Below are 25,211 nucleotides of genomic sequence, written 5' to 3'. Positions count from 1 at the left end.
TGCCTCGACTACTTCCCGAACCGCGTCAAGGATCCCACCCTGGTGCGCCCGGAGATGTGGAACGACTAGCCGCGTAGTAAGCCCGCGTGACGCAGTCTAGACTCTGATGAGCGGCGTCGCGATGTAAAGAAAGGGGATTCGGTTTGCAAAGCATGCCGGATCCCCTTTTTGTTTCCAGCCCGCAACAATCGCACGTGAAAAATCATAAGGTCATGCAGGATCAAAGGTAAGACCCTCGGTGTTTCGCATTCGATCTTTCATGATGAAAATCCTTCTCGCGGAGGTCTGGCTGGACTATACCTTTTTTGCTACTGGTTTAAGGAGGACCAATGGCGGACAACAAGATCGCTCAGGGAAGCGCGCAATCCGGTGGCGGAACCGGCTTCGAGATGGATCGAAAGTGGGGAACGATCGCCATGCTCATCTCGGCGACGGGCATGGGCCTTGTGCCTTTGTTCAGCCGTTGGGCGACGCGCACCGACATGTTCGACGGTACGGCTGGTTTGAATGCCGGCGACTCGGTGGGCGCGCTCATGGCCGTGGGCCGCATGACCATGGGGTTCGTCTTCTTCGTCGCGCTGCTGTTCATCACCCACAAAGTGGGCGTGTTCAAGAAGCTCAAGGTGACGCCCGCCATCATTCTGGGCGGCGTCATGATCGGCCTTTCTCTTGCGTGCTACGTGACCGCCACGCTGCTCACGTCGGTTGCAAACTCGGTTCTTTTCATCTACACAGGGCCCGTGCTTTGCATTCTGTTCGCCCGGATATTCAGAAAAGAGCCCATGTCGTTGCTGCAATGGATATGCTTGGTGGCGGTGATCATCGGCACGCTGTTCGGCAACAACATCGTCGGGTTCAACGAGTCGGGCGCGTTCACGGTGAGCTTCAGCCTCGAGATGTCCACGCCCGATTATCCGCAGAAGGGCATCGGTGACATCTTCGGTTTGCTTTCGGGCGTGTTCTACGGCTTGTCGATGTTCTTCAACGGCTATCGTAAAGATGCTGACACCACCGCTCGCGGTGTGTGGAACTTCCTGGCCGCTGCGATTGCTGCGCTTGCGGTTACGCTGGCCATGAACTTCATGGGCGAAAGCGGCATTGTGCCGTCCAACTGGGCGCTTAACTTGCATCTCACCGCATTCAACTGGATAGGCGCCGTTCTTCTGTGGATCTTCTCCGGCGCGGTAGCGTTGGGCTTCTTGCTGGTTGCCGGCCGCAATCTGCCTGCTGCCGATTACGGAACCATCGCGTACTGGGAGGTTCCGGTCGCGCTGTTCATCGGCTTGGTCATCTTTGGCGAGGCGCTGACCATCAACACCATCATCGGCGGCGTCCTCATCATCGGCGGCGGAGCGATTCCGGCCGTCAAGGGCATCATCGAAGGCGCGAAGCACGAGAAAGAAGTCGAGATTCGTGAAAACCTGTCTGCCCGCCTTGAAGAGGAGGCCCGGAAAGAGGACCTCGATCTTCGCTAGGGTCTGCGATTGCGCTGAGAACGTGCTGGATGGGCGGCCGATCGGCCAAGATGCCGCGTCCGCCCCGCTCTGAAGAGGAAGGTGCAGCATATGAAGATTACAAGCAACCTGACCCACATCGCGACTGCGGTCGAGTTCGAGGCAGCCAAGAGCGAGGACGAACTGCTGACCGCATTTGACCAGGCGGGATTGCAGGGATTTCCAGCCGAATTGGACATTGCCGAGCGCACAGAGGACCATGTGCAGATGATGTCGCTCGACACGCTGCTGGGCTTTGCGAAGGCGTCGGGGTTGGCTGCGGTCACCTACGACGTAACCTACTTCCCGCACGCCGACGACGCCGAGGTCGATTACCAGCTCAGGCAGCTGTCGCATGACCTCGAGATCAGTCCCGAGGTTATTCGAGATGTGTGCGCGTCCGAGATCGAGGAGTATCTTGCTCTCGATGCGAAGCGCGATGCAAGTCTGCCGGTGCACAGCATTGTCGAGGCGTACACGGGCGGCACGGCGTTCGCCTGGTACGGTATGAGTGAGTACCCGCGCCTCAAGAGGGTTATCTTGCGCAAGTTGGCACAGGGTGGGCAGAGGGCTACGCGCAATTTCGTCATGCGTGCGAGCAAGGCCCAGGTTGATCTGCTCGAGGACTACTGATCGAGTAGATGTGCGATTGGACAACGTAACGTCGAGGGGTCCGCTTGGTGGCGAGAAGCGGACCCTGCATCCTTTGACGTGCGTGGATGCGAATCGCGGACTCGCTGCATAGAGAAGTCTTTTACGCCGAAAGATGGTTACAATTCGGCTACGTGCCGATCTGTCGAGAACTCTGTCACCGAACTAAGGTAAAGTAGGCAAAGCGTTTACATTCGGACGAACGATTGGGATTTCGATGGCGAGGACGCAAGGCATGCGACCTGAGAGCATCCGTACGGACGTGTTCGACTGGGCCGCACTGTTCTTAGGGGACTATCATGAGTGTTGAAACGACGATGGAACGCAGGGGCTATACCGACGAGGAGAAGCACAGAACCCTCAAAAGAGTCGTCGGCTCTTCGTTCCTCGGCAACTTTATCGAATGGTTCGACTACGCGAGCTATTCGTATTTGGCTACCGTCATCGCTTTGGTGTTCTTCCCTGGAGAGGATCGCACGGTGGCGGTCATGTCTACGTTTGGCGTATTCGCCCTCTCTTTCCTGGTTCGGCCTATCGGAGCGCTGTTCTGGGGAAATATGGGAGATAAGAAGGGTCGCAAGTGGGCTCTTTCCATCTCCATTTTACTGATGTCCGGCGCCACATTCCTCATCGGCTGTCTTCCCACCTATGCGATGATCGGCGTGGGCGCGCCGCTTCTTCTCCTGCTCCTGCGCATGGTGCAGAGCTTCTCCGCCGCTGGTGAGTACGCCGGTGCCGCCACGTTCATCGCCGAGTACGCGCCGACGAACCATCGTGGCTTCTATTGCTCGATGGTTCCGGCTTCCACGGCGGCGGGCTTGCTGGTGGGCTCCTTGTTCGCTTCGGCCATGTTCAACATCTGGGGAGCCGATTCCCAGTTCGTGACCGAATGGGGCTGGCGCATCCCGTTCTGGCTGGCGGGTCCGCTGGGCTATATCACGCACTACATCCGCGAGCATCTTGAGGACTCGCCGGTGTACGAGCAGATGCAAAACGATCTGAAGGCGAAGGGGCTGCAGGGCGAGGACAAGCCCATGCGCACGCTGTTCAGAAAGCATTTCAAGCGCCTCGTCATCTCGTTCGGCGCGTGCGTTCTGAATGCGGTTGGCTTCTACGCGGTGCTCACGTACTTGCCGAACTATTTGGAGACAACGCTGAATTACGATCCGGCGCTTGCCTCCATAATCACGAACATCGTGCTGGTGGTCTACATCGGGTTCATCTTCTTGTCCGGGCGCATATCTGACCGCCTAGGCCGCAAGAAAATGCTTGTCGCTGCGTGCGTGGGCTTCATCATCCTCACCATTCCAGCGTTTATGCTGCTAAGCACGATGAACTTTGTGGTCATCCTCGTGGTCGAGCTGGTCATGTGCCTCTTGCTCACCATCAATGACGGCACGCTGGCCAGTTACCTGAACGAGACGTTTCCCACGGATGTGCGCTATTCCGGCTTCGCTTTGAGCTTCAACTTGGCGAATGCGATCTTCGGTGGGTCGGCCTCCTACATTTCCTTCTGGTTGATCTCGGTGACGAACAACAACATTGCCCCGGCGTTCTACATGGTGTTCATCGCCGTCATTGCGTTTGTCGCCATGATCCTGTCTCACGAACATACGGGGCAGGACCTGACGGAAGTCGAGTAAGGCCTGTTGTCGTTTGGTATGATATCGCCATGGTCCGTCCGAACTCGGTTCGAGCGGGTCATGGCGACTTTTATATGGCGCCGCGCCTCGCGCGGCTTCGGAGCAGGCGGGCGCGCTTGGGTGGCGTAGGAAAGGGATGATGAGGTGATGGGCGAAACGTCGCAAACGCCGAAATCATTGAAGGCGCAGATTACGCGCACTTCGCTTGTGCTTGCTGCTGCGGCTCTGTTGCGTGAGCAAGGTCCGAAAGCGGTTACGTACCGAAAGGTGGCGAAGTGGGCCGGGGCGGCGTCGTCGTCTGTGGGATATTACTTCGATTCCGTCACCCAGCTGTTGCACGAGGCCGGGCGCTACAATATTCAACTGTGGTCTGAGCGTGCCGAGAAGGCGGCCGCTGCCGCCGAAGGGCTTTCGCCCGAGGAATGCCGGGATCAGGTGGTCGATCTTCTGGTGCGCGCGTGCCTTCCCGACGGATCCGTCGTGCCCGCCGCTCATTACGGCCAGCTTATCGCGGCGGCCGAGTCCGATGTGGTGACGGAGGCGTATCAGAAGGGGCGCGTGTCGCTCGATGCGGCTATCGGGCGCATTCTTGCGCGCGCCGGAATCGACATGCCGCCCCGTATGGTGGGCACTATCGTGGACGGTGCAGCGGTGGCCGCCATCTCCGAAGGTTACGACGTGCGCGAGTTCGCCACGGAGCTGTTGCGCGAAGCGCTTGAGACGTATGCGGGGAATTCGCGCGACTGACAGCGTTGGCGCCATGTGCATCTGGGATTTTGTCTTCCATGCGCCAATGGCCCAAATCTGGACGGCTTGCGATGGGGGCGCGGCATGCGCGTTCGTCTGCGCGCGCTCGGTCGGTTCGCGGCTGTCGGGCGCCATGTGACCGTTTTCGCGCGTTCGCAGGGCCTCTTCACGAGCAATTGCGCAGAAAAAAGGGCGTTCCCGAAAGGCTTTCTGCGCATACGAGAGGGGAGCGTTGAGGAAGCGAGCTGCGCGAGCGCGTGCGAAAGGACGGGATCTGCCGGCGCTTCACGATGTGTCGTCGGCTATCGCGCGTAGAAAAAAAAGGGGGGGGGCGTTGGTTGCGCGGGGCGGATGAGGGCGGGCTCGCGGTTGTTTGCGTCGAAGTGCGCTCGCAGTTGGGCTGTCCTTGCTGCTTTCGCGGCGCAGACATGCCTTCGTGCTGTGCTCGAGGCACCTCTGCCCTCTTTTGCGCTCGTTTCGAACGCGCGCTTCGGGGATTTCGTCGGCAGTGTAAGAGGGGCGTCAAAGTGTGTTTGCGGGGGCGGGTAGCAATGAGGAGCCAACGCTTTAACGACGGGAGGGTGAACGCCCTCCCGTCGTCGTTTGCGGCCCTTTCTCCTCTGATAGAACCTTCGGGAGCATCGAAAGCCGTGCGAGCGCGTTCTCGGGCGCATCGGAGGGAGCGTCTCGCCGAAGGTTAGGGAAGGAGTGAGGGGTATGAACGAACCCCGCCAACAGGCGGTTGCATCCGCGTCCGCGTCGATGCCGCCGTCTGCTGCCGCGTCCGCATCTGCGTTATCGCCTACGGTCGATTCCGGGCCTGTGGGAAGGATGGGGAGGCCCTCGTTCAAGCGTACGCTGACGTTCTTCGGGTTCTTCGCCATTACTGCGTCCATGGTGATGACGGTGTACGAGTATCCGTCGTTCGCCTCATCTGGGTTTAGTTTGGTGTTCTTCCTCGTCGTCGGGGGAATCCTGTGGTTTCTGCCCGTGGCGCTATGCGCGGCCGAGATGGCGACGGTGAGAGGATGGGAGTCCGGCGGTGTTTTCGCTTGGGTGGGCAACACATTGGGAAGACGCTGGGGGTTCGCGGCGTTGTTCTTCCAATGGTTTCAGATCACCGTGGGGTTCGTGACGATGGCGTTTTTCGTCTTGGCCGCGTTCGCTTACGTGGCGGGGTGGGATGCGCTGTACAACGACCCGCTCGTCATGTTCTTCGGGGTGGCGGCTATCGTGTGGTTGCTCACGCTCACGCAGCTGGGCGGCACGAAGTACACGGCACGCATCTCAAAGGTGGGCTTCGTGGGCGGTATCATCGTGCCGGTCGTCGTGCTTCTGGTGGGCCTGATCGTCTACTTTGCCACTGGCGGCGTCTCGCGGATCGATCTTTCGCCTTCTGCGCTCGTGCCGGATTTCGGCAAAGTGGATACGCTCGTGATCTTCGCGTCGTTCATTCTTGCGTATATGGGTGTGGAAGCGTCCGCATCGCACGTGAACGAGTTGAAAAATCCCAATCGCAACTATCCGCTAGCCATGATTGTCCTGGCGGTGCTCACCATCGCGCTCGACGCCCTGGGAGGCTTGGCCGTGGCCACAACGCTGCCCGCGAACGTGCTGGACAGCAACCTGTCGTTTGGCGTGATCGAAGCGTTTAGCGCTATTTACGTGCAGCACTTCGGACCGTGGTTTGGCTGGATCGTGTTCGCGGTGGCACTGCTTTTGGCATTGGGCGTGTTGGCTGAGATATCAGCATGGATCGTTGGTCCGTCGCGCGCGCTGCTCGACACTGCGCACGACGGCATTCTGCCGCCGTCGTTCAAGACGGTGAACAAGCATGGCGTATCGGTGAAGACCGTCGTGATCCAAGCTGCCATTGTCACTGTATGGGATGCGGTTCTGTGCGGTTCCATCGCGTTATCCGGCGGGTCAAGCTCGTCGGTGGGCTATTTGACGGCTATCGGGCTGACGGTGGTCATCTACCTGGTGGGCTACGTGCTGTTCTTCCTAGGATACTTCGTGTTGGTGCTGAGGAAGAAAAGCCTGCCGAGGTCGTTTCAGCTGCCGGGTGGCACGCCGTTCAAAATCGTTGTGGCGAGCGTGGGCTTGCTCATGACGGTGGCGACGCTCGTGATCTCGTTCTTTCCGTCGTCGAATTTGACGGCGCAGGCAAACCGGGTGTACCAGATCACGTTGTTCGTGGCGTTTGCGGTGTCGGTGGCCCTTCCGTTCGTCATCTATTCGCAGCGGCATCGATGGGCGCCGAAGAGCGAGACGGAGGCGGTGAGAATCGAAAGGGCTGGCCGTAGCGCAGGCGCGGTTCGAAGAGGATCGATTTCGGTCGTTCCCAAGGCGGGTGCGACTGCGCCGACGTCTGTCTCCCCTCGGCATGCGGTCGGCTCGTCGTCGACGGGTTTTCGAGACGCGCGGGACACGCTTGGCGCGAAAGCTGGTTCGCAAGCTGCTGGGCAAGGGAGCGGGAAGATCAACAAACGCACTCGGGCGAGGGACAGCTTGAATTCCGAGCCGCGGCCTTCTGTTCATGGGAGCGGCATGGCGCGAGCTTCGGGTTCGAGCGGCATAACATCCGGCGCTGGCGTCGGCGGGAGTGTCGTTCGCACGATTTCCGTGGCGGTGGCGAGCGTGACGAATCGTCCGGAAAGCCCTTTCTCTGCAGATGTGCGCGAGACGTCGACCGCGGTGAAGGCGGCTGAGCGCAATGCGGCAAACGATGTGCGGCCGGGTGCCGAGGGCGCGGGCGTCTCGCCCCGCGAGGGCCGGCGGTACGAGCAAGATTCACATGGCGAACAGGTTGGAGGGTCGGCACAAGACGCGCGCGCCGCGCGCTCCGCGCAATCGGCGCGCGATTCGCGAGATGCGAGCACGAACAAAAGCTATAACGACGAGGGCGACAGCAATTCGGCGCCGTAACGGCGAGTGCGCTCGTAGCTGCCCGTGCGGCTCTGTGCAGCGTGTTCAGCTCGATGGGGCTTGCGCCCGGCTCTTGCCCTGCTGCAAACGACTTACAGGAGGTTCCCGATGAAAGAACGCATGTCGACAAGCGCGATCCTCGATGCGATGGACGAGGAAACGAAGTATCTCACGCCCATTTTCGGCAGCGAAGCATCCGATGCGCAGATGCCTCGTACGAGGATGAACGACGAGCCCGTCGAGCCGCGCATCGTCTACGAGATGGTCAAAGAGCATCTGTCCATCGAGGGCAACGCCACGCAGAACCTTGCCACCTTCTGTCAGACCTACATGGAGCCCATGGCTGCGAGAATCATGTCCGAGGTCATGGCGAAAAACGCCATCGACAAGGACGAGTACCCCATGACGGCCGACCTCGAGAACCGCTGCGTCGCCATGATCGGCGATCTGTGGCATGCGAATCCCGACGAGGAGCCCATGGGCACCTCCACCGTCGGCTCGTCCGAGGCCTGCATGCTGGGCGGCCTCGGCATGCTGTTCCGCTGGAAGAAGCTGGCGAAGGACGCCGGCATCGACATCTACACCGAGCAGCGCCCGAACCTGGTGATCTCCGCAGGCTACCAGGTGTGTTGGGAGAAGTTCTGCCGCTATTGGGATATCGAGATGCGCCTCGTGCCGCTTGAGAAAGATCATCTGTCGCTGAACATGGACACGGTCATGGACTACGTGGACGACCACACCATCGGCATCGTGGCCATCCTCGGCATCACCTACACCGGCAAGTTCGACGACGTGCAGAAGCTCGACGAGCTGGTGGGTGCGTACAACAAAGAGCACTCGAATCTGCCGATCCGCATCCACGTGGACGGTGCATCGGGCTCCCTGGTCGCTCCGTTCGTGGATCCCGATCTGGTGTGGGACTTTCAGTTGGAGAACGTTTGGTCCATTAACGCTTCCGGCCATAAATACGGGCTCGTGTACCCGGGCATCGGCTGGGTTGTGTGGCGCAGCAAGGAAGCGCTGCCCGAGGACTTGATCTTCTGGGTGAGCTACCTGGGCGGCGAGGAGGCCACGATGGCCATCAACTTCTCTCGAAGCGCCTCGCAGATCGTGGGACAGTACTACGTGCTCATGCGCAACGGTTTCAAGGGCTTTCGCGAGATTCATCTGCGGACGCTCGACGTGGCGCGCTATCTGGCCGCCGAACTCGAGGAAATGGGCATCTTCGAGATGTACGAGGATGCGTCTAACATTCCCATCGTGTGCTGGGGCCTAAAGGACGACGCCGACGTGGAGTGGTCGCTCTACGACCTGTCCGACCGTTTGCGCATGAGCGGCTGGCTCGTGCCTGCGTACCCGATGCCCGCCAATCTGCAGGATGTGGTGGTGCAGCGCGTCGTGGTGCGTCAGGATTTCTCTATGCAGCTCGCCATCAAACTGGCGGATGATCTAAAGAAGGGGATCGACGTTTTGAGCAAGGCCCGCATCGTGGCGGGCGACGTGCAAGAGGCTGCCAAAGCCGGCTTCAACCATGGCGGCCGTTCGAGCGTCGACAGGGGTGACGAGGTGCAGACCAAGACGAAGCCCGCCTGGAAGTAGTTCGTGCGCCATCTTGGACGTGGGCGACAAAAGTAGCTGAACCTGAAAGAATTTGTACGGTGCCAGTAAGATCCATGCGCCGCGACCGGTGAGGTCACGGCGCTTTTTCACGTTGGCGACTTGTGTGAAGTCGTGTGTCGATGCAGGAGCAAGAAGGGAGTCGAATCGCAAGCACCACTGATCGAATTTCAACGGCTTAGTACGCGCATACGTCATCTTTAACAATAGTGGAATGAAATGCGCATCGAGCGAGGCGCCCGTCGTTCCCATACGTTTCGTATGAGATTGAGGAGTGCTTTTAGGGTCTCGTACTAAACGGAGGTTATGCGCCTTTTATCGCTTTCCTATAGTTGAAGCAAGAAGGCGGCGCGTCGATCTACCTGAGCGGTTCTTTTGTCGCTGCGCCGATGAATTTGCAACAGGAGAGGAGGATTTCGTCATGACGGTGACGATAAATCGGAGGCAGTTTCTGTCTACATCTTTGCTGGCGGGAATAACGGTTGCAGGGGCAACGGCCTTGGGCGGATGTGCGGCTCCTGCGAAGAATGCGAAGGAAAATTTGGTTGATGAAAGCGGTGATGCGGGTGCACAGGCTTTCGATATGGAGGAAACATGCGACATCGTAGTATGCGGCACCGGAACCGCTGGAACATCTGCCGTAGCTCGCGCGGTTGATCTGGGAGCTAAGGTCATCTGTCTCGAGAAGAGGACGGAGCGAGGAGGAACGTCGCAGTTCACGGAAGGGTTTGCTTGCGTGAATTCCTCCGCTACAAAGAAGACCGGCGTAGAATTTGATAAACAAGAAGCATATCTGAAGATCATGGAATATGAGGATTGGGGTTCGCTCAGCGAGCCTCTGCGCGCCTACATCAATATGAGTGGTGAGGCGGTGGACTGGGTCGAATCGAAAGGCGTTGAGGTGACGCCCACGAACCCCATTCTAATGAGTGACGAGATCACCTACGTGAATGGCACCACTGTGAACGGAGAATATACGCTTAACGGCCCTGGACTCAACGACCCGATGTGGGCATTCGCTGAAAGTACGGGCAAAGTAGACCTGCGTCTGGAGACATCGCTCACCGGCCTAGTGATCGAGGATGGACAGGTGAAAGGAGCCTATGCCACCGACGCGTCCGGAAAGGTGATAAGGATAAACGCCAAAGCGGTCATCCTGGCGACTGGCGGTTTCTGCGGCAACGCCGAGATGGTCGAACGCTACATGAACGTACCCTATGATCGTTTCGTTTTTTATGGTCTAGACGGTCGCGAGGGCGATGGCATTCGCTTCGCCATTCAAGCAGGAGCCGCAATGCATGCTCCTTCGGCGCTCATGTACACCTTTGGCGGTGCGGCTAATACTGTCGAGATGAATAATGTTTTGAACGCGGCCATCGCTTGGGAGGTGCACGTAACTGTCAATCAAGACGGCAAACGCTTCTACAACGAAGGACTTGCTTACACCGATCCAACGAACCGCAACATTGCGCTTTTGAACCAGCAGGCTGCGTACGCCATTGTTGATTCCGCCTACATTGAGCGCATGGCCGCCATGGGCGACATCGACTACGGATCTGGCAAATCGACAGGTGACTTGCTGGAAAACCTCAAGTCAAACCCTGATTGCCACAAGGCTGACACACTGCAAGCGCTTGCTCAGGCTATAGGGGTTGATTATACGAATTTGGAAGCCTCGGTGGAGGCCTACAACCAATGCGTGAAGAATCGCATCGACCCCGAATTCAACGTGATGCCCGACTTCCTGATAAACTCTGTAACGCAGGCTCCCTTCTATGCGGTGCGGCTCAAGGCGTCGTCTTACACCACGCTGGGCGGCCTTGCTAGTGATGGCGATATGCGCGTGCTGAATGAGCAAATGAGTCCCATAGTCGGTCTGTTCGCTTGCGGTACTGACAATGGCTCGCTGTACTATCGGGACTATCCTATGAGCGTGTTCGGGGGGCTCGGTCAGGGGTGGTGTCTGACGAGCGGATACCTTGCTGCCAATGCCGCCTGTATGTAGAATTGTCCGAGTGGTTAGAAATCCGACAGCTTCCCTAGATCGGTCTCGCCATCAGGACGGGGGCGTTCGGACCTTGCGTTTTTCGCATCGGCAGAAGAGGGCCAATGCAATTTAGAGCGGTGCAAACCCAGATTTTGGATCGACCTGTTTCGGGCGTGCCTTCATGGCGCGCCTGTCTGCTGTTCGGTCTAGGCTTGGCTCTTACGTTCCTCGGAGACTTCTCGCTTGAAAGCGCCACTATTCACATGGGCGCCCCGGACGTCTTTCCCGGCGTCTCGTGGACTATTGTTTCTGCGTTTTTCTATTCTATCGTTGCTTTGGCGCTGACGATAGTTGCTCTTATCCGGCCGGGCGCTTTAGAGGGGGCGGCCGTGCTGGGGTTTGTTGCCACCTCTGTTTTATGTGGGAGCATTGGGGCAATTGAATATGCTTTGGGAATGGGGGCATTTGCTGAAGGGTTGTTTGTGGTGGGAATGTCCTGTGCTGCCGTTCCCCTTGCTGTGCTTTGGTTTGCTCAGGCGACTCGCTTCTACAGTTTGTGGGCGCGTCGTTGCATCATTGCAGCCATGCTTATGGAGGCCGTTGTTAAGGCGTTTGTTCCATATAGCATAGGTTCATGCTGGTGGGCCATCGGCGCCTACGCAGGATCTCTCGTTCTGCTTGCTGGTTCGAATCGATTGTTTCAACAGCTTATTTTTCCCCTGCCTCGGAAGAGGTTCGTTCTCTCCGTTGATTCAAAGCCTGTTATGGGTTTTCTGGTGATAGCCTTGTGCGCGTTTGCGGCGCTCCAAGCCATAACCAGTTCTGGGCAGAATTCCGATTTGCTATATGCGCTTAGCTTGGTGATTGCCACGCCCGTTATTTGGCGCACTCTGGCTGCAAAAGCGTTTCCGAGCTACTCGTCTTTGCTTAAAGTTGTCATCACGCTCTTCATAGTGGCATTCGCCCTATTCTCATGCGCGAGGAGCATGTCTTGGATGCTGATGTTGTTCGCTTTGAGTGCGGGCGTGCTTTTTTGGTTCGGCACCGTGACTATGGCGGTAGATGTAAGCTCCTACACTCGGAAAAGCCCTGTGGCCATACTCGCGGGAATATATTCTCTTCTCTCTTTTCCGAGTATGCTGGTGCCCATCGTCTCAGCGACGCTGCCTTCATGGGGTAGCATCCCGGATCTCCACGTTCTATGCGCTCTCATTGTCATCATGCTGGCCGTGGCGTTCATATGGTTGCTGAGCGAGCGCGATGTGGATAACCTGTTTGCTCAGCTATCGAGTACGGATCTTTCTCGGATTCCCAACGGAGGGGCGTCGTCGGCGAATTTGCCAGAAAAGAATGCGTGCGAAAAAGGGCTTTCGGAGGATAAAGAGGAGAGGGTTCTTGAGGCAAAAAACGCGATGACCGATATTGCGCGATCCGACGCAATCCGAGAGAGCCGTTCGGGACGACGGTTGGAGCCGGGAAATAATTCTCCAAGTGCGGTCTCTATTCAGCAAGATTCGAGAGAGCACCGAAACTCCGCCATTTGCCTCATGGCCCAGCGCTATCAGCTTACAGCTAAAGAGCAGCAGATTGTCGGCATGTACGCTTATGGCAGAAGTGCTCCCTACATTGCCGAGGAATTGGTGGTTAGCGTCAATACCGTGAAATCGCATCTCGCAAACGCCTATCAGAAGATAGGGGTACACTCTCGACAAGAGCTCATTTCATTGCTATCTGAGTATCTATAGCATGATGCCTTTTGTCCCAATCGCAACAGGCTCAGGTGTTGTTTATGCGATGCTTATGAGTTTGCGACTGTTGCTCGCAGTTCGTTCGTACGCAAGAGATGCCTTCGCTTGATCCAGCGGGGTCGCATGTTGTTGCGAGAGCTCAGGTGAAGTTGCGATCATGCGGAAAGGAGGTCTTTGCCGCACGAACAGAAAGTCGGGCATCCCCAACATCGAATTCGCAATAATTCAAACGGGGATATCGCACGCGAGTATTAGCTCGTGTTTCGCCAAAGCCATTCGAGCAGCTGATTGTGGCAGAGAAGGTTAAAGACGGCGCTGATCGAGATGGTCTGAATATGTTTGCAATGCTCTTAGGTGTGCGGTTCTGGCAGGGTAGTGTCTTTTGATTGCTGCGGCCTATGGATTTGTCCCTGGAGAAGCGGATAGTGCGCAGAAGGCTTTGAAGCGAGGGTGATCGCTTGTCGCCAAGCAAGCAATTTGGGGAAGACGGCGGCTGACATGGACGCTTTGCCGGAAACGCGCTCTTCCGCAACGAAAGAATGGTTGGTTTTGGCAGGCTCGCGAGGCGTGGGCTTGATGGGTTATCCGCGCGGTAATGGCCCTCAGATTGACGAGCTGATCATCGAGGGCAGCCGTCAAGATAGCTGCTGTGGGCGTAAGCTGCACAGGCGCATGGCGAGATCGCCCCCCCCCCTCGCCCTACTTTTAACCGCTAAAAGAGCCCGCCTTTCCGATATCGGTCCTGCTCGTGCATGGATGGGCGCTTCGAGGAAGGCTGCGCATGTGGCCTCTTAACGAGCAGGACCGAGAGGGCGGTAGAAACGCTCCGGTTTGAGCCGCTCATCCTCATCTGCATCTTACGTCAAATTGCGAACTCGACGAGGAGGTGACGGCCTTGATTGCGACCAGCTTCCAGGAGCGGAGCTTCCTTGTTTGCGGGCGGGTGCTGTCTGCGCCAAGCGCCACAACGAGGGGCGCGGCCTATCCAAAGGCGCGGCTGGTTCGTAGCGTATGCAGCCGATGGCTGCAGGCATCCTGTCGGCTTCGACGATGCTGAGTCGGCCTTATCATGAAGGGTGTTCCTTAAGGGCTTGCGCCGCTAGACACGTGCTGCGTCGTCTCTCATGCGCGCGAGATTCTGGCAAGCGCGGTAGGCGAGGCTTTTGGACGCGCTATGGTCGAGTTGCATCGTGCGACTGGAGGACGATATCGCGAGTTGGCTAGTCAGAAAACAGGCGGGGTTCGCGCGCTGGTGGCGTTGAACGCGGCGCTTTTCAAGAAGGGGGGCAACAGGCGGGATCGAAGCCTTCGAAGGGGAGCGAGACCAAGACGAAGCCCGCCTGGAAGTAGGATGGCGATGCGCGCGAACGCCTCGGCTTGCCGGTTGAGGCGTTCGCGGAGGGGCTGCTTTTGGACCGTTTCTGGGGTTCGGCTCGTTTTTCTTGCGCTTCGCGATGTTGCGGGGCGGGTTTGCTCCGGCGAGCGAGCGAGGGGCTTGCGATCATCGCGAGATGCGCGGTTTTGGTTGTTTGGATCTGATCTGAATTTCCTGAGTTTGGTCGCGTAATCAAGAAGGGCGATGCCTCATGTTTCGTTCCGGGCGAGCGGATCGGGCGCCAAAGTGCATGTTTTTTCGTTTTTGGGAACGAAAAAAGAGAACGGGTTTTTTGCTACCTGGGGTTTTTCTGTTGCAATCAAGGAAAAGAATCGGAAGCGAAGGGGAATCGTTCGCAAAAACGAAAAAACATGCACGCATGTAGGTGATCTGCCGTCGAAAACCGAGAATGGTGTGGTTTGGCATGCTGCGACCTTGGCTCTTTTCGAGTGAAGAGGACGGGATCAGCCTTGCGAAGTCTCGAGTGAGAACGCTGCCAATGACGAAAGTTTCGCTCGGCACGGAAGAGGGCTCGCCTTTGCGCCTGCGGCTTCTCGAACTGTTGATGGCGGGGCCGCCGAGGAGGAGCATCGGCGGCCCCGCGGAATTTGCGCGGCTTGCGCTCAAAGGCAGAATGCGGCGTAGGCATAGCCGAGGACGCCGCCGACTGCTGCAGCGACCACGGTGATCGCGGCAGCCTTTACCGCGCGATGCTGACGGGCGCGACGGCTCTTCGTGTTGTTGCGGTCGACGGGCTCGCCTTTCTTAAACGCGAGGATCTCGCGGTATGTCACCAGGTCGTGCTCTTTTTTGATGCGCTCGCATTTCATGATGAACGCCATGCCGATGCCCCACACCAATAGCCCGATGATGGCAGAAGGTACAAGGTTCCAATCCCAGAACGTGAGTCCTGCGATGAACAGGACGCATCCGAGGATCGCCAGCCCTAAGCCTCCGCACGAAAGCTGCGCCATCTTCCTGTAGTCGTTCTCGACTGAATTCTTCATGGCCTCCACATCTCCTTTGATCAGTTCGTCTACGGTCGTGTCGAAAAGAACGCTCAGAAGCAATAGGCTTTCCACGTCGGGGTACGTCTTGTCGGTCTCCCAGTTGGACACCGTTTGGCGCGTCACGTAAATGCGCTCCGCGAGGTCTTCCTGAGACATGCCGCGCGCTGTCCGGTACTCCTTGATGTGCTTGCCTAGCTCCACGTCGTTCCCTTCGCTGATCCAAGGTTGCCATGATGGGTGCCACTTTACCATCAAAAGACTTTGGCGCAGGGGCTCCTTTGCGGAAATCTCTTTGCAAAAAGTGTTTGACAGGACGATGAACAGGGGATATGAGAACGGAATAAGCTGCTGGCATCGTGCTCTCAAGGTAAGGCGCGAGGAGCGCGGAGGGGGTGGTGGCGAGCGAAGAGAAAGCGGATATGCGCTATCGTCAACCTGCACGTTGCGGCATGGCGTCAGCGCGTTGTCGTCGGCTCGCGCGTCGCTGCATGGCTGCAGCCTGGTAGTGTCGTCGGCTCGCGCGTCGCTGCGTGGCTGCGGCCTGGTAGGCGAACGATGCGTAAACGCACGAAGCCCGCGGGTTCCTATTGCCGCGGGTAGACGACAGGGCGGAATCGCGCGGGCCTGCGTATCGCACCGCCTCGCCCGAATCCGGCTCTCGTTCGCCAAAACTAACCGGATTCGGACGTGCGGGTGCAACCGTGAGAAGAAGGGGCGAGGCGGTGGTTCTAGTCCTCGCGCTCGATGGGCATGCTCATGCAGCGCGGGCCGCCACGGCCGCGGGACAGCTCGGCGGAGGGCACGATGATGAGGTCGAGGCCCTTGTCGCGCAGCACCTTGTTCGTGACGTCGTTGCGCTCGTACACCACGATCTTGCCCGGGGCGATGCACAGCGTGTTCGAGCCGTCGTTCCACTGTTCGCGCTCGGCCGCGATGCGGTCGCCGCCGCCGCAGGGGATGAGCTCCACGGGATGGCCGACGTAGGTCTCCAGGATGCTCTCCAGCGTGCCGTTCACTTCCTTCACCTTGATGCCGTCGCCTTCGGCGGTGATTTCGAACACCGTCAGCGGGCCCATGATGCCGGGATGGATGGTGAACTTGTCGGTGTCGATCTGCGTGAACACGGTGTCGAGGTGCATGAAGGCGCGGGAGTTCGGGATGTTGAACGCCAGGATGGTCTCGATGGGGCTCGTCGGATCGTTGAAGATGTTCTTCGCGATGGCGTCGATGGCATCGGGTTCGGTGCGCTGGGAAATGCCGATGGCCAGCACGTGCTCGTTGATGTTGAGGATGTCGCCGCCCTCGATGTGGAACGTGTTGTAGCGGCTGTAGTACTCAGGCGTGCCCTTGAGCATCGGATGATGCGCGAAGATGTACTCGCCGTAGATGGTCTCGCGGTTGCGGGTCTCGGAGTACATGCGGTTGATGGACACGCCGTTGCCGATCATCGCGAACGGGTCGCGGGTGAAGTACAGGTTCGGCATGGGCTTGACGACCATCTTCGAGGCCTCGGACACCAGGTCCACCAGCGAGTTGGACTTGTCGGTGTGGAGCTCGGTGAGGTTGATGCCCTCCATCGTCTTCAGCACGAGATCCTTGGCGTGCGCGTAGTTCTCCTGCAGGTAGTCGAAGATGATCTTCTGGTAGCGATCCGTGCGGATGCCGGCCTCTTCGATCCACTGCTTGAGGAACTGCTCGCGCAGTTCGGGGTTGGCCTCAAGCACCTCGGCCATGAGGTCTTCCAGGTAGAACACCTCCACGCCGTTGTCGCGCAGAGCCTGGGCGAACGCGTCGTGCTCTTCCTGAGCGACCTTCAGAAACGGAATGTCGTCGAACAGCAGCTCTTCGAGCGTGTTCGGCGTCAGGTTCAGAAGCTCTTTGCCCGGACGATGCAGAAGAACCTTCTTCAAGGGCTTGATCTCGCTCTTGACGTTCACTCCTGACATGTTCGACCTCCTTTGTTGGTTGTCTCGCAGCGGTGCGCAGGCACCTCTCTTCGCCAAGTGCGTTCCGGCTGAGTGGCCGCCCTGGGGCGATTGCTCGCCGTCACGTCGTCATGGCTTCACCATGCGCTCTCCAAGTTGTGAAGAAAAGATGTAAGCGAGGTTTATCCGGAGGTGCATTGTGGGTGTAGCGGAAGCAAAAGACTGCTACACCCTCGCTAAACCGCAGATGAGCGAGTGCAGATGCGGAAGCAAAGTCACGAAGGCCGAGTGGGAGTATCCGCTTAAGGGCGTTGAGGCCGCGCGGTGCGAACATGCGCTATGATGATGCAGGCCATCGACGTTGCGCAGAGACGAATGCGAGGTGTTCGATTGTGGGGTTCGCGCTTTTCCACTACACGTTGTTCGTGATGTTGGTTTCAGTTCTCGCCTCGGCTACGTGCCTTTCGTCGTACCTCGTATCGCGCAAGCGGATCATGCTGTTCGCGTTCTTCGGGTTTCTATTCTATTTCTTCGATGTTGCCTGGGTGTTTCAAGGGGATTTCTTCACGGAGGACACCGCAGGGTTAGGGGCGGCGTACGCTTTGGTGATCTCGCTGTCGCTCGTGGTGACCGGTTGCGGTTTCCTCACGTCGTTCTGGTTGCTTTTGTGCGAGTACTTGGGGGAAGCGCGCAGTGTGATGAAGGTGGCGCCTGCCGTGGTGTTCGTGGCGGGCAGTCTTGCGTGCCTGCTGCTCATTCCCGAGGGCAACGTGCGGTCTTTTTGGTTCTTCTTCATGCGCGAGGCATATCTGTTTTGGATGCTGCTGTTCGTTGCCGTGTGGCTCGTTCTGACGAAAAGCGAAGACGAACGGGGTCGCTTGCTCCGCCATCGCGTCTTGTATATAGCGCTGTGGGTGTTAGGGCTGTGCGTGGTGCTCGAAGATGCGTTGGTATTCCTCGTTCCCGAGCCGGTGTTCATCGGACCGCGCGCCTATGCTCCGGAGCGCAACTTCTCGGAGAACGTGCTCATGCTGGCGTGCGCGTTCTTGGCATGCCGCGATGCGGTTCGCTCTCTTTCGTTGCGTTTCGAGCGACCTCCCATGCATGGCGGTGGTCGTCAAGAGGAGCTCATCGACGCCAATCTTCTGGCGTATGGAAGGCGGTACCAGCTGTCGGAACGGGAATGCGAGGTTCTGCGCTACGTGCTGCTGGGGAAGGATAATCAGAACATCGCATCTTCCATGCATTTGGCGTTGAGCACGGTGAAGGTGCACGTGCATAACATCCTGCAGAAAACGGGGCAGTCTGATCGTCAGGCGCTTTCCCGTGACTTCTGGAAGATGGCGTAGGGAGGTTGTCGGCCCGGCTTCGGGGCGATGTCGGTCGTATGGGTGGATCCGTCGTCTGCGATGGTGTCCTGCGCGGCGCTTGCGGGCGCGTTGCGACGGCAGCTGGTCGTCCTCCAAACGTTGCAAGCGAGTGCGCCCAAATCTTGTCTTTCATGCTGGCGATTGCCGATATGCGCTTTCGTCGCACCCTGCGTTTGCGCGCACCGCTCTCGTTCAGCTTGCTGCCACACATCCAGCCACCACGCTGGGCTCTGGGCGCATGAAGACAGCAGCGGACGGTCGATGGAGGGGGTGAAAAAAAGAGGCCGGGGGCTTGATTGCCGGTGCCGACAAATTCTTAGGCGATATCGGCGAAGCGCATCCGAGCGCCTAGGGTGAGGGCTAGTTTTCGACGATGAGGCTCTCGGCGATGCTTTTGAGCTTTTTGAAATCGGTGATGATCAGCGCATTGCGCTGCCGTTCGACGCAATCGGCGTTGCGAAGCGCCACGACTGAGTTCGTGATGGAGTTCACATGCACCCCAAGCATTTCGGCGAGCTCTTCGTTGCCGAAAGGGATGATGGCCGGAGCTTGGGCCGAATTGAACTCTCGCGCCAAGGTGAGTAAGAGCGCTGAGAACCGTTGCAGCACGGGGTAGATGGAGGCGTTTACCGCTTCGCAAGTTTGCATTGCAAGCATTTCGAACAGGTATTGGGCCATAGAGTAGCAGGCGTCTCCATGCGTTTTGAGGTACGAACCGAAATGCTCCGCTCCGATAGCGTAGATCTCGACTTTTGTGGTGGCCTTCGCGTTGAGGATGGACGGCTTGCGGTCGGGTTCGGGGCGAAATCCTTGGAACCCAATCAATGTGCCTGCTTTGTGGAAGAACACCGTCTTGGTATATCCGTCGGGGGTGTCGCTGTACAGTCGGACGAGCCCTCTTGTGAGGTAGTATGTTTCTCGCACGTCGTCGCCTTCGCGAAAAAGGTAGCTTCCCGAGTTGAGCGTAAGGGGTTGCGCTTTCAGCTGGTTTTCGGAAATGGCGCGTTCGATAATGCTGCTGAGCAGAGGCTTCGGCTGCACGAATAGTCTGATCGCTTCCATAATCTCCCCTTAGGAAGTCCCCTTCTCGTTCGGGTACATCATACTCCATATGACAAGGCTTGTTCCAATGATCGCCGAGGTTGCCAGGCAGACGTCGGAGACGGAAAGCCCTGTCTGCATCATGCTTCCGGACAGCAATCCGCCCGCGATCATTCCCATGTCGAGTGCGCTTTGCTGTCGCGCCAAGAACGTGCCGGCGCTCTCGCTCGACGAAGATGTTCCCGCCGCGGCGACGAGCGCGGCGGTGGCACCGTAGTATCCCGCTCCGCATAGAAATGCTCCCGCGAGAATGGTCGCGGGGGAGCCTCCAAGCGCCATGAGCAGAAAGCCGAAGCCGTTGAAGGCCGCGGCTCCGGCTACGGAACATTTCGGACCAAGTCGATCGGCCATCCATCCGGCAAGCGGGCTTGCAATGAGTCCTCCTGCGCTCATGAGGCCGAACAGCGTGCCGTCGTTGCCGGGTGCAAGCGTTTCATGTGCGAGCGTTTGCCCGAAGTTCATGACGACGCTGTAGCCTAGGGCGAGTGCGAGGGGCTCGGCTATGAGGAGGGCTCGTCTTCGTGGGGAGAGGCGAAAGGGCGTCGAAGCGCGCACGGCGGCAGGGGCCGCGACTGCGTTGAGAGGACTGTGCGTGATAGGCGTCGGATTCGATGCAAGGGCAGCTCTCTTATCGGCCGCGGATGCCAATTTGGTTGAGGTTCCAGGCGCAGATGCTCCTTCGTCCCCATGTCTTTTTCCCGCGCCGCGTCTTGTCGAAATCTGGGGCAGTGCGACGGCTATGGCTGTACCGCAGGCTCCAGTTAGGAAAAGCGCGATAAAAAACGCTCCGTACCCGCAAGAATCGGCGAGGGGAAACATGGCTGCAGGCCCTGCCATGAGCGAAGCTGTGGTGGCGAACCGCACCGCTCCCAATCGCCTTCCCAAAGTGGAGGCGGGAGAGATGGCGGCAAGGTACTGTGCAACGCTGGGCTGGAACAACGCCAAGCCAAATGCTTGTGCGAGACGCATGACGACAACCTGCCACAGCTCGGTGCAACCTGCAAGGGCCAAGCAGGGGACGGTGTATCCCAGCGCCCCTGCGATCATGGCGAAACGGCCGCCCCGATGGTCGACCGCGCGCTCTAAGGCGACCCGTAACAGGATGGCGACGAGGACGAACAAGCTGTTCTGCAAGCCGGCGACAAGCGGTCCTGCACCAAGTGCCATGGCGTAGGAGGGAAGGGCGGCCGTCTCGACGTTGTTGAGGCCGAACAGCAAAAACGCCGAGCAGGCAACGAGCCCCGTTGTGAGGGTCGAGGACGGTGTCGCCGTGTGGCGACGATCGGCCCTGTCTGTTCGGACGCCCATGGAAACCCCTCCCCTTTGCATGCGGAGCGTCCCGTCTTGCGACTCTCGCCTTTATCCCCTCCCTCTCTCTTTCTGCAAAGCGGAGGATCGGCGAAGGGCTCGTTGTGAGGGGCGAGCTCGCGCACGAGATGATACGGCTTGGATGCGCGTGCGTCCAACCAGTTCTGTGTCGTGCCCACAAAACTGTGGGAACGACCGTCGTTTGGGCGCGTGGCCCAACGATGTGCTGTTAACAGCGACATGTGTGGAGGGCGTGGCGATGTCGACGTATTGTTTCCCTGTCCGCACGTTCAATGATTCGAAAACGGAAGAAGGAGGGCGAGGTGAACGAATTCGAGACGAACGCCGTTGCGCACGAACCCGAGTACTTCACGCGTGATGGCAAGCTGACCCGCCGCACGTTTGTCAAGGGCGTCGGCGCGATAACCGTTGCATCTGCGCTGGGGTTCGGTGCGCAGGCGGCGCTTCCCGGCACAGTGCATGCGTCAGAGGGCGGGGCTTCGGCGGCGGGGGGTGAGAGGGCTGTGCATGCGGTGTGCACGGTGAACTGCACGTCGCGCTGCCATCTGCACGGTACGGTGCGCGACGGCAAGCTCGTGCGTGTCGAGCCTGGCGACATGCCGGGACGGCCGGGGTACGCCAATGCGTGCCTACGCTCTATGAGCTACATCCAGCGCCTGCAGGACGAGAATGCGCGCGTCATGTATCCCATGCGGCGCACGGGCGAACGCGGTTCGGGAGAGTTTGAGCGCATTACGTGGGATGACGCAATTGACGAGATCGCCGAAAAACTCAATGCCGTGCTGGCAAAAGACCCGCAGGCCGCCTCGTTCTACTCGTTCACGGGCGACTTGGGCAAGTTGTCGTGGGAGGCGCCCACGCGCTATGCCGCCTGCGTCGGAGCCACCACTTGGGATATCGAGGGCATCATGGGCGATCACGGTGCATCCATGGGTATGACCATGGTGTTCGGCACGCATCGTGGCGCGCACGACTCGCGCGACTATCTGAACTCGAAGCTGTTGCTGGTGTGGGGCCGCAACGTGGCCGACACCCACACCTCCGAATTGCGCGATTATGTGGCCGCTCGCAAAAACGGCTGCAAGATCATCGTCATCGATCCGCGTCAGTGCTCCACGGCGGCTATGGCCGACGAGTGGATTCCCATCAGGCCGCAAACCGATCCCGCGCTGGCGTTGGGCATGATGAACTGGATCATCGGCAACGATCTGCACGCCAAAGACAAGCTGGTGGAGGAATCGGTCGCTCCCTACCTCGTTCGTGAGGACGATGGCGCATACTTGCGCATGGTGGACGGTTCGGTGGTGGCCACGGCGACGGGCGCTCGGAAAGACGACGAAGGCTCCATCGGCACCGCCCCCGCTGCTCAGGGCAAAGCGGGCGCGGATGCCGGCACATATGTGATCTGGGATGAGTTGACGGGAGCTGCAGTGCCCGCACCCGACGCCGCCGCCATCAAGGTCGGAGGCGTCAGGCCTGCGCTAAGCGGTTCGTTCACGGTGGATGGAGTGGAGTGTCGTACGGCCTTCGACCATTTGAAGGATGCGTGCGCTCCTTACACGCTCGAGCGTACTGGGGAGATCTGCGGCATTGACCCTTCTGTGGTGGAGCGCCTGTCTCGGGAGTACATCGAGGCTCAGCCTGCGGGTATCCGCATGGGGCAGGGTATGCAGCGCGTGTATCACTCGTACTCGCCGTTCCGCACCGTGGCGACGCTTGCCATGGTGGCCGGCTACATTGGGGTTTTGGGCGGCGGCGCTTCGCATGCGGGAGGCACGGCCACTACCAAGCCAGTCGCAGGGTACACCGGCTCCGTATATGATTTTGACGATTGGTCGAATACGGGCAAGAAGGCGAATCTCGTTCCCTCGTCGAAGGTGTACGCGGCGGCGGTGGACCACAATCCAGTGCCCATTGACTTTTTGTGGATCGCCAACTCGAACTTCGTCAACATGAGTCCCGACTCCAACCGCATTATTGACGAGGTGATCCCCGCCATCGACTTCATCGTGACGGTTGACCCGTGGTGGACGTGGACGGCGAAGTACTCCGACATCGTGCTGCCCGCTTGCACGTACTGGGAGCATTGGGATCTCATCGACCGCAGCCCGTGGGCTATGTTCAACCAGCCCGCCATTGAGCCGATGGGTGAGAGCAAGTCCGATGTGGAGATTATGACGCTGCTGGCGAAGAAAACCGGCGTCGAGCAGTACTGGGACAAGACCGATGAGGAGTGGATTCGTCAGTTCGTGAGCACCGATCATCCTGCGTGGGATGACTTCGATTGGGAACGCGACGTGGTCGAGCGGGGCATTTACAGCCGCTCCGACGGCATATTCGATTCGGCGATCGTCTACGAGGACGGCACCGGTTATTCCACTGATACGGGTAAGTTCGAGTTCTATACCGAAAGCCTTCTGCCTTTCGGCGAAGAGGTGCCTACTTGGCTTCCGCCGTGCGAGGATCCGCGTGAGGGTGAGTTGGCGTCGAAGTATCCGCTTGTGTACATCCAATACCATGATCGTCTGAATGTGCACACTCAACATATCTTGAATCCGGCGCTCGAGGTGGTGCAGGACGAGCCGCTGTTGCAGATAAACCCCGTCGACGCCGAGGCGCGCGGCATTTCTCACGGCGACGTGGTACGCGTGCGCAACGACCGCGGCAGCATGAAGATACGCGCGTTTTTGACCGAGGGCATCATCCCGGGCGCGGTGGCCACGCAGAGCGGCTGGACGCCTGACCACTTCATCGAGGGCTGCTATCAGAACCTGACCCATCACACCATCTGCGACGCCGAAGAGGCGTACAGCATGACAAACACCGCTTTCTACGACGTGCTCGTCGAAGTCGAAAAGGCGTGAAGGGGGTATCATGACTGAGAGACGATACGGCATGGTGATAGACACGCAGCATTGCGTGGGCTGCCAGACCTGCACCGTGAGCTGCAAGATATCGAACGAGGTTCCCGGCAGCGCGCACTGGAACCATCTGGAAAGCCTGGACGGCGAGGTGCTGTACCAGTCGACGGGCACGTTCCCGCGCACAACGCTGGCCTTCCGCCCCCTGCTGTGCAACCACTGCGATAATCCGGCGTGCGTGAACAACTGTCCGTCGGGCGCCATGCACAAAGACCTCGCCACCGGCATCGTGTCGGTGAATCAGGACGTGTGCATCGCATGCGGTTACTGCAGCTGGGTGTGCCCGTACGGTGCGCCGTCGATGAACGACGTCGACCACGTGATGAGCAAGTGCACCTTCTGCGCGGAGCGTGTGGCCGAGGGTGTCGAGCCGTACTGCGTAGCAGCGTGCCCGGCGAACGCGCGCGTGTTCGGCGATCTGAACGATCCGGAGAGCGACGTGCGCAAGCTCGTGCAATCGGGTAAGGCTCAGGCGTATCTTCCCGAGATGGGCACGCATCCGTCGGTCTACTATGTATAGAAGCGGGTGGTGACATATGGTCATGGAGACGTTTCCTCTTTTAGTGTTCACGACGTTCGCCGGTTTGGCAGCGGGTGCGTATGCGGTCGACTCCCTGTGCGGAAACGGACGGTCGATCTGCCGAACGCATACCGAAAATGCTCCGGAAGCGAAGCCCTTGCGCCCTTGGCTGTTTCCGCTTGTATGCCTAGTGTTGCTGGGGTTGGGTTTGTGCGGGACGCTGGCCCACCTGGGGCAGCCCTTGCGCTTCGTGAACGGTATGGCAAACCCTGGGTCTATGATCGCGCAGGAGGCGTATTGGTCTATCGCGTTTGGCTTGGTCGTCGTCGTCGATCTCGCGCTGGCAAGTTTCAAAGGCGTCTCGGTGCGTCCGGTGCGTTGGGTCGGCGGGTTGATCGCCGTGGGACTTATGGTGGTCACGGGTTTGGCGTACTACCAGAGTTTGGGTTTGCCGGCTTGGAGCGGAGCTGCAACGGTTCCGTTGTTCCTGGTGGGGGATCTCGCTCTTGGCGCGGGTCTGTGCGCCCTGCTCAACCGATCAGGGCTGGCGAATAGCAGCCTTGCCGCAGCCAGCGTGGCTGCAGGAGTCGCGTTCGCTGCGACGCTGTGCGCGTTCGGCTTGCATCTGGCGCGCATCGGCGTGGATGCGACGGGTTTGCTGGTCGCCTCCGGCGTATTGGGGCCACTTGTGGCAAGCATCGCTGTCGCAGCGGTCCGTGCGGGCGTTCTGCCCGCACGAATTGGCGGCGTCGTCGTATGCCTCTTTACCTTGGTTGGCGTGGTTCTTGCGCGCGTGGCGTTCTTTGCCGCGGGGCTGATGTGATTTACAGGATGCGGAGGTGTCGG

At 59.0% G+C, this 25,211-nt stretch carries 17 protein-coding genes; 13 read left to right on the top strand and 4 right to left on the bottom strand.

Features of this window, described 5'->3' with window-relative positions:
* Positions 1–329: 329 nt before the first annotated feature.
* The 9 genes from B5F40_RS13175 to B5F40_RS13135 all read left to right on the top strand — a co-directional run bounded on the left by B5F40_RS13175 (position 330) and on the right by B5F40_RS13135 (position 14,642).
* The gene (locus B5F40_RS13175) at positions 330–1,475 is read left to right on the top strand and encodes a DMT family transporter (RefSeq protein ID WP_087194747.1); all 1,146 of its coding nucleotides are present in this window, start codon (positions 330–332) and stop codon (positions 1,473–1,475) included.
* A 90-nt stretch (positions 1,476–1,565) separates the two neighbouring features.
* Positions 1,566–2,126, top strand: coding sequence for a hypothetical protein (locus B5F40_RS13170; protein ID WP_087194746.1), 561 nt, complete (start codon positions 1,566–1,568; stop codon positions 2,124–2,126).
* A gap of 317 nt (positions 2,127–2,443) precedes the next feature.
* Positions 2,444–3,787, top strand: coding sequence for an MFS transporter (locus B5F40_RS13165; RefSeq protein ID WP_087194745.1), 1,344 nt, complete (start codon positions 2,444–2,446; stop codon positions 3,785–3,787).
* A gap of 147 nt (positions 3,788–3,934) precedes the next feature.
* A complete protein-coding gene (locus B5F40_RS13160) occupies positions 3,935–4,534 on the top strand; it encodes a TetR/AcrR family transcriptional regulator (RefSeq protein ID WP_087194744.1) in 600 nt (199 codons plus the stop codon).
* A gap of 717 nt (positions 4,535–5,251) precedes the next feature.
* On the top strand, positions 5,252–7,462 hold the full coding sequence (locus tag B5F40_RS13155) for an amino acid permease (protein ID WP_239443059.1): 2,211 nt from the start codon (positions 5,252–5,254) through the stop codon (positions 7,460–7,462).
* 108 nt (positions 7,463–7,570) lie between these two features.
* Positions 7,571–9,061 carry a glutamate decarboxylase gene (locus B5F40_RS13150; protein WP_087194743.1) on the top strand — a complete coding sequence of 497 codons (1,491 nt, stop codon included), beginning with the start codon at positions 7,571–7,573 and terminating at the stop codon, positions 9,059–9,061.
* 439 nt (positions 9,062–9,500) lie between these two features.
* The gene (locus tag B5F40_RS13145) at positions 9,501–11,084 is read left to right on the top strand and encodes an FAD-dependent oxidoreductase (protein WP_087194742.1); all 1,584 of its coding nucleotides are present in this window, start codon (positions 9,501–9,503) and stop codon (positions 11,082–11,084) included.
* Positions 11,085–11,188: 104 nt separating this feature from the next.
* A complete protein-coding gene (locus tag B5F40_RS13140) occupies positions 11,189–12,811 on the top strand; it encodes a LuxR C-terminal-related transcriptional regulator (protein ID WP_087194741.1) in 1,623 nt (540 codons plus the stop codon).
* Positions 12,812–14,393: 1,582 nt separating this feature from the next.
* Positions 14,394–14,642 (top strand): hypothetical protein, encoded by a 249-nt coding sequence (locus tag B5F40_RS13135; protein WP_087194740.1) that lies wholly within the window; start codon positions 14,394–14,396, stop codon positions 14,640–14,642.
* Between the two features lie 170 nt (positions 14,643–14,812).
* Here B5F40_RS13135 and B5F40_RS13130 read toward each other — a convergent pair whose 3' ends face one another.
* Complete coding sequence (locus tag B5F40_RS13130) at positions 14,813–15,400, bottom strand: helix-turn-helix transcriptional regulator (RefSeq protein WP_204217415.1); 588 nt, start codon at positions 15,398–15,400, stop codon at positions 14,813–14,815.
* A 527-nt stretch (positions 15,401–15,927) separates the two neighbouring features.
* Positions 15,928–17,145, bottom strand: a complete 1,218-nt coding sequence (gene arcA, locus B5F40_RS13125) for an arginine deiminase (protein WP_087194738.1) — start codon at positions 17,143–17,145, stop codon at positions 15,928–15,930.
* Between the two features lie 371 nt (positions 17,146–17,516).
* Here arcA and B5F40_RS13120 point away from each other — a divergent pair, with 371 nt between their 5' ends.
* A complete protein-coding gene (locus B5F40_RS13120; RefSeq protein ID WP_087194737.1) occupies positions 17,517–18,473 on the top strand; it encodes a helix-turn-helix transcriptional regulator in 957 nt (318 codons plus the stop codon).
* 381 nt (positions 18,474–18,854) lie between these two features.
* Here B5F40_RS13120 and B5F40_RS13115 read toward each other — a convergent pair whose 3' ends face one another.
* The gene (locus B5F40_RS13115; protein WP_087194736.1) at positions 18,855–19,556 is read right to left on the bottom strand and encodes a Crp/Fnr family transcriptional regulator; all 702 of its coding nucleotides are present in this window, start codon (positions 19,554–19,556) and stop codon (positions 18,855–18,857) included.
* A 9-nt stretch (positions 19,557–19,565) separates the two neighbouring features.
* Positions 19,566–20,903 carry an MFS transporter gene (locus B5F40_RS13110; RefSeq protein WP_162610986.1) on the bottom strand — a complete coding sequence of 446 codons (1,338 nt, stop codon included), beginning with the start codon at positions 20,901–20,903 and terminating at the stop codon, positions 19,566–19,568.
* 323 nt (positions 20,904–21,226) lie between these two features.
* Between B5F40_RS13110 and B5F40_RS13105 the strand changes: the two genes are divergently transcribed.
* Genes B5F40_RS13105 through B5F40_RS13095 form a run of 3 tightly spaced genes read left to right on the top strand, consistent with a single transcriptional unit; the run spans position 21,227 to position 25,188 of the window.
* Positions 21,227–23,788: a molybdopterin-dependent oxidoreductase gene (locus tag B5F40_RS13105; RefSeq protein ID WP_204217412.1), complete on the top strand. Its 2,562-nt coding sequence runs from the start codon at positions 21,227–21,229 to the stop codon at positions 23,786–23,788.
* Positions 23,789–23,798: 10 nt separating this feature from the next.
* A complete protein-coding gene (locus B5F40_RS13100) occupies positions 23,799–24,365 on the top strand; it encodes a 4Fe-4S dicluster domain-containing protein (protein ID WP_087194733.1) in 567 nt (188 codons plus the stop codon).
* A gap of 16 nt (positions 24,366–24,381) precedes the next feature.
* Positions 24,382–25,188 (top strand): DmsC/YnfH family molybdoenzyme membrane anchor subunit, encoded by an 807-nt coding sequence (locus tag B5F40_RS13095; protein ID WP_087194732.1) that lies wholly within the window; start codon positions 24,382–24,384, stop codon positions 25,186–25,188.
* Positions 25,189–25,211: the final 23 nt, after the last annotated feature.

Origin of the sequence: Gordonibacter sp. An230, assembly GCF_002159915.1 — a bacterium.
GTDB lineage: Bacteria > Actinomycetota > Coriobacteriia > Coriobacteriales > Eggerthellaceae > Rubneribacter.
The sequence above is the reverse complement of the archived record's forward strand: the minus strand, read 5'-3'. Positions and strand labels throughout refer to the sequence as shown.